9 protein-coding genes are annotated in these 13,982 nt (G+C 36.1%); 2 read left to right on the top strand and 7 right to left on the bottom strand.

Going from position 1 to position 13,982, the window contains the following annotated elements; translation table 11 throughout:
* Positions 1–540 precede the first annotated feature (540 nt).
* The 7 genes from FD20_RS03500 to FD20_RS03470 all read right to left on the bottom strand — a co-directional run bounded on the left by FD20_RS03500 (position 541) and on the right by FD20_RS03470 (position 10,180).
* Positions 541–903: a DUF2513 domain-containing protein gene (locus FD20_RS03500; RefSeq protein ID WP_057736196.1), complete on the bottom strand. Its 363-nt coding sequence runs from the start codon at positions 901–903 to the stop codon at positions 541–543.
* A gap of 596 nt (positions 904–1,499) precedes the next feature.
* Positions 1,500–3,176: a glycosyltransferase family protein gene (locus tag FD20_RS03495; protein WP_235807698.1), complete on the bottom strand. Its 1,677-nt coding sequence runs from the start codon at positions 3,174–3,176 to the stop codon at positions 1,500–1,502.
* A 9-nt stretch (positions 3,177–3,185) separates the two neighbouring features.
* Positions 3,186–4,544, bottom strand: a complete 1,359-nt coding sequence (locus tag FD20_RS03490; RefSeq protein WP_057736194.1) for a CotH kinase family protein — start codon at positions 4,542–4,544, stop codon at positions 3,186–3,188.
* Between the two features lie 24 nt (positions 4,545–4,568).
* A complete protein-coding gene (locus tag FD20_RS03485) occupies positions 4,569–5,246 on the bottom strand; it encodes a DUF4956 domain-containing protein (RefSeq protein ID WP_057736193.1) in 678 nt (225 codons plus the stop codon).
* On the bottom strand, positions 5,236–5,973 hold the full coding sequence (locus FD20_RS03480; protein ID WP_057736192.1) for a polyphosphate polymerase domain-containing protein: 738 nt from the start codon (positions 5,971–5,973) through the stop codon (positions 5,236–5,238). The genes FD20_RS03485 and FD20_RS03480 overlap by 11 nt, the downstream gene beginning before the upstream one ends.
* 29 nt (positions 5,974–6,002) lie before the next feature.
* Entirely contained in the window at positions 6,003–8,612 is a 2,610-nt protein-coding gene (locus tag FD20_RS03475) for a YfhO family protein (RefSeq protein WP_057736191.1), read from the bottom strand.
* A 437-nt stretch (positions 8,613–9,049) separates the two neighbouring features.
* Positions 9,050–10,180 carry a glycoside hydrolase family 3 N-terminal domain-containing protein gene (locus FD20_RS03470; RefSeq protein ID WP_057736190.1) on the bottom strand — a complete coding sequence of 377 codons (1,131 nt, stop codon included), beginning with the start codon at positions 10,178–10,180 and terminating at the stop codon, positions 9,050–9,052.
* Between the two features lie 361 nt (positions 10,181–10,541).
* Between FD20_RS03470 and FD20_RS03465 the strand changes: the two genes are divergently transcribed.
* On the top strand, positions 10,542–11,966 hold the full coding sequence (locus FD20_RS03465) for an APC family permease (RefSeq protein ID WP_057736208.1): 1,425 nt from the start codon (positions 10,542–10,544) through the stop codon (positions 11,964–11,966).
* Positions 11,967–12,539: 573 nt separating this feature from the next.
* Positions 12,540–13,910, top strand: coding sequence for a sugar porter family MFS transporter (locus tag FD20_RS03460; protein WP_057736207.1), 1,371 nt, complete (start codon positions 12,540–12,542; stop codon positions 13,908–13,910).
* Positions 13,911–13,982: the final 72 nt, after the last annotated feature.

Here is a 13,982-nt window from a genome sequence, read left to right as displayed (position 1 = left end):
CGGTTTCTCGTCCTATTTGCTTATACAGAGGCTAGTTATGTCACAGCCTCTTTTTTACTTACGTTATACGAATTGACGCATTTTAATGGTCGTTTTCTTCGATTACCTGCAAGCTTCAAATATTTATTAAATGATGAATTTGAAAAAATTTAGCTGAATGAGGTCCATGAATATAAAAATTTGCAATATGCATAGATTATAAGGTGTAACTCTGTGACCTGCGATGCTCCGGATATCACGCAACTTGATATTTTCAACGCTCCTGAAAGTGATATGTGTTAAGTAAGCTGTTTTTTCTGGCAGAGATTTATTTCAGGAGATATTTACTTACAAAAAAGATTCCGATTCAAAGATAGTTATGAAATCGGAACTGACCCAGGATAACAAATCTTAAAAAAGGGAATTCTTTTAAAAGAGCACTATTGCTGTGTAGTGAATGTTGTTGCACGCGTTTGTTTATCGTGAAAAGGGTGATAAGATTGTTAGCGGGTGGTTGCTAGAATGTTGATGATAGTAACTTAATCATTTCTTACAGGTTGCTTAGCGTGGTGCGTTGTACTTGGCAGCCAAACGTTGAAGTGTTCTGATAGTGACTTGACGTTCATTGTATTGATTAGCGGACTCTTTAATATTTTTGAAACAGGCATCGCTTTTCAATTGAGTCAATAGCTGGCACCCTGCTCTTGTAAGTTCACCGATTGAGTAGTCTAGATCATCATTTAAAAGATATTCGTTCTCAACTTTGATAAGGTTACTTTCATATAAGGATTGGACTGTCGACTCTATTACTTTTTTAGAATATGTCTTGTCGAGACCGAGATTGCTACTGTTAACATATTGACCAAATGGTTTGTCAGCGACAATTTTTAGTACATCACGCACACAATTGACATTAATCCCCATGATGGATAACACCTCCTCAACATAAATATATAACGAAGTAAGTTTTTTACAAAATATTTAACACTTTTTTATCCGTTTTGCTTAAATACGCTGTAATTTACTTTCATAGTTTCAAATTTAATTGCATTATTTAGGTATTTTTTCTGCTTAGGTTTTTCCGTTAGTTTTGGATAGGGGTGGTGAAAGTAAAGTCTGCAAAATTATAAGGATTCTTAAAATTTTAGCATATCAGAGATTTTATTTTTAACAAAAGTGATGATATTTGTTAGTATATGACTGCTTGAGAATTTATTATTCTTGAGCGTATTCAACTGATAGGCTTCAGCTAGAAATGGCTGGAGCTTTTTAGTATATATTCAGCTTTTATATCTCAAAAGATTTTAAAATTGAAAACTGGCGATTTCATCGGACTGATAAGCAACAGCTTTTGTTGTAGAAAGACCGAGTGCATTTAAAAGCTTCCCTGTTGGTTCGGTAAAACAAAATGGAATTGTATAAAAAAGCGCCGCACTTTATGATCTTAAGTTACGGCGCTTTTTTGAATTTTATGGAATAGAGAATGAACCGGCTGCTGTATTAATGGTGTAGGTCATTGATCATTCCTTTATTCTAAATTTGAACCAAAGATAGAAATAAAACAAAATTCCGGAAAAAGATATAGCGGCAGCTATTTTAAAACTAACTGGAGTTTGATAATGAATAGAAATACTATCACTGTTGGCCGGCAGAGAAAAGCAGAGGGTACCGCGTTTAGAAACATGACTCGGCAACCTTATGTTTTGCGCAGAGACTGTCAAGTTACCATAGTCTAGGAAAGGAACATCCAGTTTTTGTTCGTGTGAAGCCAAAGGTATATGATAGAGCATACCGTCAGGCAGAGGGGTTCTTTTATTGAAAACATATTTTCGACCGTCGATAGTACCTTGATGTTTTTCGATTTTACTTAAATACGAATGGCTTTTAACTGGTTCATAATCCATATATTTTGTCTGCATTGTAAGTTTTTCAAGCCGGCTAGTCGGATATTTAAGCTCAGTGCGGGATGTATAAATAAAAATGGTTGAGAATGTGACGGTAATCATCAATATCAGACTAACTATCTGCCAAGTTCGTTTATTTAATTGAGTGAGGTAGTCACTCAGACATCCTGCCATAAACAAATTGACAAAAATCAACAGTCGCCAAGGATGCTGAAGTATTCTAATTGGTGTATGATCGAATAACTTCCATGGGAAAAAAAATGTACAAAGGAAAAAAGCAAACATTCCGCAAACATACATTTTTTTTCCAAACTTACTCAAGCGTTTAAAGCAAATTGTGCAGATCAAAATAGATGCTAAAATAATAATTCCCAGGTTGACCCCATGAGTTGCTTCTTTTGGGTTAATAACGTTGCCGGTGCTTAAAACAAACGCTGAAAAACCAGACATAGCTTGCTTGCTTAGTGAACCTAGTTTGGGTGACGTTACATCGACTTTGGATGCAGTTGTAATAAGTGGTATAAGTAAAAAGAGCGTGTTGATTAAGATAAATAAAGAAGACTTGCATAGAGTCAGCAGACGTTGACGACGATGGTCCATTTTAAAAAAAGAACATAAAACAATTATTACTGTTATAAAAGCAATAATAACAGTTGAGAGCAAGTGACTGTAGGCAATGGTGGTTGCTGAAAAAACAAACCAATACCAGCGCTGCCAGTCTCCTAAAAGAATATCATACAGACCTACTGCAAAAATAGGTAGGATTATCATAACAAGACATTCGCCTAAATCAAAACGAACAATCAGGTTAAAAATATAATAGCCGCTTAGACCGTATGCAATTGCAAAAATAATCGGTCTGTTTACGGAATTATCCTGATATGCTAATTTTGTAAAACGTGTCATGGCAATATGTGCACAGACAAAATTGGTAAACAGCAGCGCTGTTAAGCCAAGATTGACACTCAGTGTAAGGTTGGGGATTATAAGATGCAGTATTGCAAAAGGTAACAATGTTAAATAAGGATAAAATGTATTCACGGCTAATCCAATTTGAGAAAAAGCAGTGGTATTGATAAAGGAGATAGGGTGTAAATGACGTAAGTTAGCTGTAAGATCTACAATCCTATTTAAATGAAAACTTTGATCCCATCCACCGAAAAAACCAGGTGTTGTTAGCAGAGGAAACGTAAGTAAAAAACTAAGTATTAGATAAAGAAGACTTAGTTTAAGCCACCGAAATTTTTCTTTTTTTAAAAATTGTACAAGCATATGCAAGATGACTTCTTTCATTCATTAAATTTATTTAGTGAGAGGTGCCGTATAGTTGAAATCAATTTGATGAACATTTTTGGTAAAGTTGTTGAATAACTGATCATTTTCACTAATTTGGCGTTTGACGGCTTTGTTTAGCTGCTCCAGGTTAGTTATTTTTTTAGAAGGGATATTTGAATTAACTTTGAAATTGTCCTGATAATTATTTTCACCTACAGCTAACATGGCATTTTTAAATTTATTGTTGATCCTGTTAGTTGTAACAATATCTTTGCGTAAAAAATGCCAACGAGCTTGAATTTCCTGTGGGAAAGATTCAGCTACCAGCTGCAGCAGACGATTTCCTTCTCCGCTCCTTAAATCGCCGCCGTTAGGATAATTATAGCGAACTTGTCTGGCGGATGGATAAAGTATTTTCCCATTTTCATAGAGGCCCCATGTCGCATCTAAATCATAGGCAATGGGGTACCAGTGTTGGTTATCATTTGTCAGATAAATCATATTTCGACCGGCACCGTCCTGATTATGAGTTAAATTAGTAAAAATATAATAGTTGATCAGCATTGGAATATTCAGATACCGATGGGCATTTTGTTTGAACTGTGCAACAGAAGAATTTGAAATGAAGCTGACAAATCGATTCACACTTTTTTGTTGTTGATCAGAAAGTTTAGATGGACTCAGTGACTGCCAATTTTTTTCATCAAATTTGGCCACTGATTGATAAAAAAGTGTGTTTCGGGAATAACCATTAGATCGTATTGCGATGTTTGATGAATCCTTTTTAGACATTCCCCAAAGTTTGCGGCCTTTAGCTGTTGTCAATGTGTATAGGCCATGGTAATCCCCGTTAATTTTAAGTGTCACAGGAAATCCCTGAACAGCGCCAAAATTATTTTTACTTTTCAATTGTGATGGATGATTCGAGTCGAAACGAACGAAGTCGGACCATAAATCGGCACTTACAAGGTTGCGGGCACTTGTCGAATCAGTATAGTTAGCTTTTAAAACATATTTCGAACTTTTTCTCCAGCCAGATTGCAGTTTTACAGAAAGTTTATGCTTGCACTTGGAACCAGAGTAAAGAGTTACAGCATAGTTTTTTTCTGGAAATTTTAAACTATGCTGGCCTTGAAGACGTATTTTTGCGTAAGCTTTGACTTTTTTGCCATTTGCCTTCTTTAAACGAAACTTGATAACTTTCTTTTGATGTGCTTCAAGGTTAGTGAGAGGACCAGTTAGTTTGACTGTTGGCAAATCGACAGTGCTGGAAGCAGATTGAGGCAACTGTCGATCTTGCTGAGAATAGAGACAGTAACAGATTACCAAAAGTGTAAGCGAAACAAGTGTAAAAATTAACCAGTGTGGTATGTGTTTATTTTTCATTACGTTATCCTCATTTTGAAATTTCTAAAGTGAAACATGACGATCGAAATTGTCATTTGTTAAAATAATTTCTAAGTTATCATTAAGTTGACGCAGTTCATCAAGAAAATATTTTTCATTAACTTCTTTTTTTAACTCAATACGGTAACGAGCTTCAAATAAAGTTCCTAAATTGACAGTTTTAACAGCATCAAGTTGGGTAGATTGCGTATATTTTTCGAAAACACTACTAAACGCACTTTGATAATCAAGTGACTCAGGAAATGTGATCCTTAGTAGACGCATATTTTGTTTCGCACTGCCGAAATTGATAAAAGTGTACAGTAGCATGCTTAAAGATACAACAATGGTGAAAAAAGTTGCGTATAGTAGGTATCCACGCCCTGTTGCTAAACCAACTGTCATTGCAAAGAAGATAGTTGCCATTTCTCTAGCATTGCCTGGCGCAGATCTAAAACGAACTAAACTAAATGCACCAGCAACAGTTATGCCGGCTCCAAGATTGCCATGGACAATCATAATGACTGATTGAACCATCGTAGGTAACAATGCAACTGTAAAAATAAAATTTTTTGAATAATCATTTTTGTACATGTGTACGAGAGCGATTAAAAGTCCCAAAAGAAGGGTTACTATTATAGTGACAACAATCTGTTGAAAAGTTACCAGATGGTGCTTTGTTCCTAAGTAGCTAATGAGCATATTGAGAGTCCTCCTTGATTAAACCATACTTGTATGCCATCCCATACTTTGAAAAGGGACGCGGACGTAATTCAAGTTGTGAAAAAATTTTGCTCCAGGGATAAGGAATTGCATTCATAACTTTGATTTCCATAACGACAGTTCCAGGTTCAAGTAAAAAATGATACTTATTGTCTGAGGTAACTTTTTTCCAACGGATATTTTCATCAAAAGTCACACGAATGGAGGGATCTAGTATTCCGAAGCATGCGGTTCGTTCATAAGCAATTTCAGTCTCGTTAACTAAAGGCCATTGTTCAACAAATGTTGTTATCTCAGAGAAACCGGGTTGATCTTGACAAACTTGCGGTAAATTTGTCTGCTGCTTCATGTAATTGACAGCGGACAATTTAGAACTACTGATGCGTCTCTTATAAGTTATGCCGCTTAACTTTTTTTTGAGCTCAATGTAAGCCGGAGATTCTAATGTTGCCTGTCCATAAGTCCGCAGGCGTAGCTTTTCTCGAAAGCTTTGTTTAGTCAGCTGTTTGCGGGCAAAAAAGTAGTCTTGTGTGTCGTAGTAAATCGAACGGATAGTTTGACTGCCGTATTGATCGACTTGAAGTGTTGTTTCTAGTTTTTCCATAAGTGATTGATACTGAGCAGATGTTAGAAGATATTTCTGCTCAACACGTTTAAATGTTGCTTGAAATCTACCATTCTGAGATAAAACATTGGTTGTAATCATTAAATCTCCCCCTTAGTTCTAGTTGTTTTTTATTTGTAAAAGTACTTCTGCTCATAGAACAAAAAAATGACGTACAGCAAAAGTCCAACGCATGAAAGAAAGAGTCCGCTGATGAGACCAGGTGAGTGGTAATGCAGTTCGACATAATTTCTTCCCTTATTAATTGGCAAAATAACAAACCCACGCAAACCTTTCTGAACTTTGACGGAATGATGATTGACTTTTGCATGCCATCCCTTTTCATACGGAATAGATAAGAAAAGATGTTGCTTGCTAGATGTACCGTCAATAGTTCCACACAAACAGTTTCCATTGATTTGATGCAGATGAAATCGTCGTTCATATGTTTTGTTCATGGCTTTGTCAAATTGCTTGGCATTTAAACTAAATAGCTGCTGTGCTTTATCCCAGTTCCTAGAGCTCGTAGCAAGTGAGAGGTGAATTATTTGACCTTTGGGATAGTTTCCGAGCGGGCAAATCATACGCTGTCCTTGGTTGTCAACAGTAGGTTTTTTTGAACGATTGTTGATTCGTAAAGTTCGCAATTCGGCAGATGCATCTTGAGAGTAATAATATAATGGTCCGGCAACTGTTGTGCGTAAAGTAATTCGATGAATAAACTTTCTAGAAGTATTTTTTTTGTGATTATGAACTTTTAGCAAGTCCACCTTTTTAAAATAATGTTTTTGAGCAGGTACAAGATGTTGCAGAATCGTTTCCTGGTTTTTAAGAGCTTGACGCTGTGGTAATTTGAGCCCAAGTATTTTCTGATCGATGGCGGCTCCCAAACCAAAATAACTTGTATTTATTTTCAATTGAGCATCATTTTTATTCAGATCCAGTTCATTTTGAACACCCAACAAACTCTGTGTTAGTTCAGTGCCGCCAACAAAGCTTATCCGACGCGGATTAACGCTCAGATATCCCAATGACTCCAAATCTTGGCGTGTTGCTTTATTCAAAGTCGAACTATACATACTAATGCCAAAATAACGGAAGAGAAGCGCATCGTTGTAACAGTTGTATTTCTCATTGTAGGCATTTTGAAAGGACGTATCTTTAACTACGGTCCGTCCCTGATGATGAAAATAACTATTATGTTTCAAATTTGTAATCTGTTTCTGTTTGAATTGATAATTTGAAGCATAATTTTTTTGGTTACCATAGGGAGTTCCAAACATACTCAATCCAAAGTTGATCATCAATTCTGCACACGTCAGAGCGATTAAAAGTAATTTCACATTTTTCGAGAGTGGTAGTTTGAAGAGTAAAAACCAGCTCATAGCATAGAAACAAATGCTTAATATAAAAGACATCCAAATTTTCACTGATGGCAGTCCGGCTTGTGAAAGCAACTTTGAGAATGACTGATTTGAATTGAATTTTAAAACATTCTTCCAAATGAAACCGATACAAAAACTTGCAAGTGGGATGAAAAGTGTCCAAAATTTTTGGGAAACAGTTAAGAAGTGCCAAGGTTTGTATTGGATTGAACGATAAGCTGTGCAGACTGCAAAAAAAGTGAAAAATAGGGCATTTCGAAAGGGAAATCCAGCTGGGTGCTGAAACAAATGCCATATAGTATTAAAGCAATTGATCCACATGCATAGAAATAAAACAAGCAGTGTCGCAGCGGTGCGCTTTTTTTCGTTGGAAGGGACATTTTGATTAAAGAAAAACGCAACTATCAATAAGAAAACACAACTGCCGGTAAAAAGGGCAGGTCCGTGATTTAAACGCGAAATATAATTGTTGGCGCCTAAGCCTAATTGATTCAAACTACCAAGCCCAAAAGCAGGGAGCAGGCTATAATTTGACCAATTAAGAGCGGCCTTGTCTGTCGCCAACATTCCTAAAGAAGCTGGCAGCAGGATTGACATGCTTGAAAGGACTGCCAAGAGCGAGATTAAAACAAAGTGGAAAATTAGTTTTGTTTCTTGTTTAATAAAAGTTAGAAAATGTTCGTTGTTTTCTTGAAGACCTGAAAATTGATAAAAGAAATAAATTACGGCGAAGAGGCATGTCATGTATCCCATATAGTAGTTAGTAACAATTGCTGCTAACAAGGAAATGAAATATAGTTTTGAGGTATGTTTATGAATTAAAAGGTCAAGTCCGACACAAACTATCGGCAACAAAAGAAGTGCGTCTAACCACATTAGTGTGTAGTATACGGATGCGACCCAACTAGAAACTGCATAAGCAGTCGAAAAAAGTAGAATTATTATGTTTTTTTTATTTCGAAAAGAGGTAGTCGAAAGAAAGATTGCCATTGTCAATCCGCTTAAACTGATCTTTAGAGTCACGATCCAGGTCAAAGCGGTCGGAATCTGAGATGCTGGGAAGAAGATTACGATCAGATTCAGAGGGCTCATTAGATAATAAGCATATGTTGGCAGCGTATTGCTACCTAAGCCCAAGTAATAAGAGTATTGACTAAAAGTATGGTGCAGTACATCATGACGCAAACTTGTCAGAAAAATATTGTACTGTGTACCAACGTCACTAAAAAGTAAATTGTGATTTCCCCAAGGTGTGACCTGCTGGGACATAAAAAGAACCATTATGATTAAAAATGGCAACAGGAAGGCTAGAAGAAATAATTGCTGTTGTTTATGTGAACGAAAATAACGTAGCATAACGATTCAAGTACTCCTCAGGAAAAATTATGATGGTTTAGAATACAAAATGTTATACATTTGAACAATGCATAACAAAACCATCATGGGATTAAAATAACATTATTAGCATACACGCTTGTCTCCATTAAAGCAAGTAAGTACTTGAATGCTTTTTGGAACCGGCGTATTTGAAAGCAAAAAATATAGAGCCAACTTATTATTTTTTAATATTGAAGAAAATTTACAATGTTTTAAAATACTTTTCGCAATTTTTACGATATATGAAAAAACCCAACTGTGCTGCTTCGCTAAGAGCAGGGATCTGATTTACATGAATTACATCATGAAAATAATAAATACCAATTAAATATTTTAAAAAAAAAAGCATGAGACTATGACCAACTCTTGTTGGAATATAGTTTCATACTTTTGCGTACTATATATAAAAAACATTTTTATTTGAGCTGTTGAATTTTTAAGAGGCCTAAATTACGTTTTATTTTTAAGATGCGGTAAACGGACGCATTAATTTGTTTTTCTTTGATACTGCCAGCGCGCACAGCTTGTTCGATTGCAGGTATTCCTTGCACATAGTTGTTGCTGAGCAAAGCATCATTTCCGGCCTTAACCGCAAGAACATCCGGTGTAACTTTATGTTCCTGACTGTATTTTGTAATAGCCCCCATACCTAAATCATCTGTAATGATTACACCTTTAAATTTAAGCTTTTTACGTAAAAGCTGATGAACTTTTGGAGACAAAGAAGCGGGCAATTGACTGTCAACGCTCTTCATAACGACATGTGCGACTAGCACAGTCGAAACATTTTTTTTGATACCTGCTTCAAAAGGAAGAAAATCATTTTTTTGAAAATCAGCAAGCGAACGGTCAGTACTGGCAAAACCAGTATGTGTGTCAGCAGCAGAACCATAACCAGGAAAGTGTTTCAAACTTGCTACAACATGCTGTTTCTGAATTGCAGGAACCACTTTTGAGATATAAGTAGCAGTTGTTTGATAATTTTGTCCTAACGTCCGCGGGTAAATAAAGCTTTTTGGATCATTTGAAACGTCTGCGACAGGAGCAAAGTTCCAATTGATTCCAAGGTTATGCATAATTTTGGCTGTTTTTGAGGCTTCAGCAATGGTTACGGCAAGTCCTTGTTGATTGTACGTTTCCTGAGGTGAAGGAAAGTATCTGCTGTTTGTCAGTTGAGGATCAGTACTTAAACGTGAAACTGTCCCACCTTCTTGATCCGTTGCGATAAACAAGGGAATTTTCGCAGAGCTTTGAAAAGAAGTAAGCTTTTGCTTGAGCTGAGCAGCATTCTGATTCTTGAAATCATTTCCGAATAAGACTAATCCACCCAGTTGATATTTGCTGATGTCATTGTTAGTTTTAGAAACGTCTACAGGACTGGGAGTTATGTACATCTGACCAATCTTTTTAGCAAGTGACATTTTTCTAACAGCTTGGTGGAGCTGATTATTAGTAGGCCTAACTTTTTGAGCATATGTCACTTGTTCAGATGAGAATAGTACTAACAATATTTCAAAAAATAAGGCATAAAAAATTTTTTTCTTCATTACAGTTTTTCCTTCTTTTATTAAATCATTTGAGACTACAAAGTTTATTATATATTTTTTTGAGGGAAGGCGATAGATATAAAAATATTTAAGTCAAAACAGATAATTAAGTGATAAGAAGTTGAGAACGTAATGTTTGTAGTAATTTATGTTTAACTTAAGGCATCCTTCACTAACGTATCTTCAGAATTTTGCTGACTATCGTGTTCAGGTTATTTATTTGCGGTTAAAGATAATTGAAATGTATTTTGAATATAAAATATTTGCAGCATTGATTTGTCAAAGCCATGAAGCGTATACTTATATGTGGTATTTTTTGTTACACAGCTTTGTCAAAGCAGGAAGGATTTATAATACATATATGAAAGAGAATAGGTTACAGAAGTTTAATGAGTTAAATAGTTGGCAACTCTTTGCGATGACGGCTTCTATGGTGATGACTGTTTATGGTTTTGCTCCATTTGCTAAAGAAGGACCAACAGCACTATTTTTCCTCTTTTTGGCAGGAATTTTTTGGTTCACACCTGTCACCAGAGCGGCTGGAGAAATGGCATCCATTAATGGATGGAGTAAAGGCGGTGTCTTCACATGGACAAGTAATATGCTGGGGGAAAAATCCGGATGGGCAGCCTTGTTTTATCAGTGGATTCATATTACTGTCGGAATGGATGCGATGATGTATTTTATCATCGGTTGTCTTTCGATGGTTTTTGATTTGCCGCTTTTAAATAATAATCCATTGGTAAGATTTGTTTTGATGATGATTATTTTATGGACAATTATTTTATGTCAGCAACATGGTACAAAACGTTCGGGTAAGATTGCACAGTGGTGCTTTTCTCTAGGGGTTATCTTGCCGGTAATTTTTTTACTGGTATTGTTTGTTGCATATTTAGTTCATGGTAATCCGGTGTATGTCCATGTTTCATGGAAAACTGTGATTCCGCACAGCTTCAACGGTACGGTCCTAGTAGGTTTTGTCCCGTTTATGCTGGCTTTTGCCGGTGCAGAAGGATCGGCTGCACATGTTAAAGATTTGAAAAAGACCAGCTCATATCCAACTGTGATGTTAGCATTGTCGATAGCAGCAATTGTTTCGGATATAGTGGGCAGTATGTCAATTGCAATGACAGTTCCAAATGATCGTATTCATCTTAGCACAGGAATTGTTTATGCATACGGAGAACTGGTTAAACATATTGGATTCACACCTGTTTACTTTGAAAAGATGATTGGACTCATGTTGGCTATCGGTGCTATTGGAGAAATCAGCAGCTGGGTTGTAGGACCAAATCAAGGAATGTTTGAGGCTGCAAAAAAAGGTTTCCTACCGGTCCGTTTTGGCAAGACAAATAAATTTGGTGTTCCAACAAAAGTGATGGTGCTTCAAGGCAGTATTGTTTCTATCACTGCAGCACTATTTACTTTTTCCGGTGGAAAGAATGCTGATTTGGCATTTGATATGGCAATGAGTTCAACAGTGGCCCAATACACACTTATGTATATGCTGCTTTTTGTGAGCTATTTGGTTTTACAGTTTAAGCATGCCGATCTGAATAGAACTTATTTTGCTTCAAAACATAAATTTATGCGGCTGCTATATGGCTTTTTTGGGTTAGGATTATCAGCGTTCGGTTTTGTTGTTACCTTTTTTCCAACTGCCGGAATGGATCAGCAGATGCGGCGTGTGTATACATGGCTGCTACTGGCGACCTGTTTCTTGGTCTTTGTAACTCCATTTATTTTATATAAATTTCATTATCGCTGGAGTCACAAAACTGATTGATTCTGATAGATTAGAATATTACGCAATGGAGAAAAATATGACAATGTTGTTGTGATAACTTTTTTTAATACCAATATAAAAATGAGACGGTGTGATATAAGTCGGTCGAAATTGAGGACTAGCATGAAATTACGAACATAGCGTATTATTTTCTATGGGTGGTTTGAAGTTAGGCGGATTGAAATTTGACTTGTGGAGCATGTTCATATGTATTAGGGAGCTTGATCAAAATTAAATTTTTGATCAAGCTCCCTTTTTTTAAAACATTTTGTTTGCCGTAGAACCTATAAATTTAAACGTTTAAATTAAAAGAATAAGCTTTTGTAACCTCATCTCGTGCAATTAACACTATAATAGTAGTGTAGTACTTTTTAATAACATAAAAATTTTAAATAGCTAATCAATTATCTTTCAATCGGCTAGCGATGAGATCGATTGGAAAATAGCTGGTTGAATTCGAAATGAATTGCGGGAGCTATTCAAGAAATGTTTTATGAGTGTTTTGAAAAGTAAACTGCTGGCAGGTTAAGAATCAAGTTTCAAAAGTTTATGATGAGGTGAATAAATATTATGTTGGAACATAAACGAATAGGGATAGAGGATTCGTTTTTAAGATATGCATCTTCGGTGATTGCATTGGGCGGTTTTCTATTTGGGTATGACACGGGTGTGATTAATGGCGCACTTTCATTTTTGAGCCAACCAAGTCAACTAGATTTGAATTCAGCTCAGCAAGGTATAGTCTCAAGTTCTTTAATTATTGGTTGTTGTTTTGGAGCGTTGCTAAGCGGTCGTTTGGCGGATAGGATCGGCAGAAAAGCCTCTCTGCAGTGGGTAGCGATAGTGTTCACTATAGCGACAATTGGCTGTTCTTTTTCAATTACAAGTAATATGCTGATTATTTTTCGGACTATCTTAGGTTTATCAGTTGGTTGTGCTTCTGATCTTGCGCCAATGTATTTAGCTGAAATTTCACCAAGTGAATGGCGGTCTCAGAATGTTAATAAAAATGCAATTGCGATTGTTATTGGACAGCTTGCTTCGTTTACAGTTAATGCTGTATTGGGTAATGTTTGGGAAAACTGGGCCCCAATTTGGCGTGTGATGATGGGAGTTGCAGCTTTACCGGCGTTCCTGCTATGGCTCTTGTCTTTTGATCTGCCGCAAAGTCCTAAATGGCAGTTGTTAAATAATTCATTAGCACAAGCAAAGAAAAATTTCAGTAAATTAGGATTTCCTAAAATTGATATTCAAAAGAATTTGGTTCGTGCTAAAAAAATAGTTGAAACCAAAAAAGATAAGATGGATGTTAAGAAAATATTCAGCAATAAACATTTGACGTATCTCTTGGCAGCAGGTGTCAGCATTGGTCTTATTCAGCAATTGTCTGGTGTCAATGCTGTTATGTATTATGGAACGATACTGTTGGAAAAGATCGGAATGAGTCGGGGCATGTCTCTTTACAGTAATATTTTGGTTGGTGTGATTTCAACAGTTGCAACACTTCTTGGAACACGATTAATAGTTAATCATAATCATCGGCGAATGCTGGGAATCGGACTTTTAGGTAATTCTGTGTTTTTAGGTTTGCTGACAGCTGTTTTACATCTTGGTCTTTTTTCAAGGACGAATACAAATATGGTTGTTTTAATACTGCTGGCCTTATTTTTAGCTACTCAGCAAGGAATTGTAAGCCCAGTCACTTGGTTGATGTTATCCGAGATTTTTCCGCAACAGCTTAAAGCACGTTTTATGGCTGTTTCAACAACTGTTATTTGGTTGACTAACTTTGTAATTAGTTTAGTTTGTCCCATCTTGCTCGGAAGTTTTGGCACAGCTAATGTTTTTCTGATGTTTACAGTCAGCAATGTTTTGTGTATAAGTTTAACTTTCTTTTTCATAAATCCGCGGGCATTGAAAGACGCATTTAAGCAAGTAAAATAGTGTGTTTCTACTTGTAAATGAGGATTATGCAAGTGTCGACTTGTGATATAGTGTATAATTGAAAAGGATAAA

It is taken from the genome of Liquorilactobacillus uvarum DSM 19971 (assembly GCF_001434935.1).
GTDB classification, from domain to species: Bacteria; Bacillota; Bacilli; order Lactobacillales; family Lactobacillaceae; genus Liquorilactobacillus; species Liquorilactobacillus uvarum.
The sequence above is the reverse complement of the archived record's forward strand: the minus strand, read 5'-3'. Positions and strand labels throughout refer to the sequence as shown.

Excerpts from the sequence above, each read along its gene's own strand:
- FD20_RS03500 (WP_057736196.1), bottom strand. The coding sequence starts at position 903 with ATGGGGATTAATGTCAATTGTGTGCGTGATGTACTAAAAATTGTCGCT.
- FD20_RS03495 (WP_235807698.1), bottom strand. The coding sequence starts at position 3,176 with ATGAAAGAAGTCATCTTGCATATGCTTGTACAATTTTTAAAAAAAGAA.
- FD20_RS03490 (WP_057736194.1), bottom strand. The coding sequence starts at position 4,544 with ATGAAAAATAAACACATACCACACTGGTTAATTTTTACACTTGTTTCG.
- FD20_RS03485 (WP_057736193.1), bottom strand. The coding sequence starts at position 5,246 with ATGCTCATTAGCTACTTAGGAACAAAGCACCATCTGGTAACTTTTCAA.
- FD20_RS03480 (WP_057736192.1), bottom strand. The coding sequence starts at position 5,973 with ATGATTACAACCAATGTTTTATCTCAGAATGGTAGATTTCAAGCAACA.
- FD20_RS03475 (WP_057736191.1), bottom strand. The coding sequence starts at position 8,612 with ATGCTACGTTATTTTCGTTCACATAAACAACAGCAATTATTTCTTCTA.
- FD20_RS03470 (WP_057736190.1), bottom strand. The coding sequence starts at position 10,180 with ATGAAGAAAAAAATTTTTTATGCCTTATTTTTTGAAATATTGTTAGTA.
- FD20_RS03465 (WP_057736208.1), top strand. The coding sequence starts at position 10,542 with ATGAAAGAGAATAGGTTACAGAAGTTTAATGAGTTAAATAGTTGGCAA.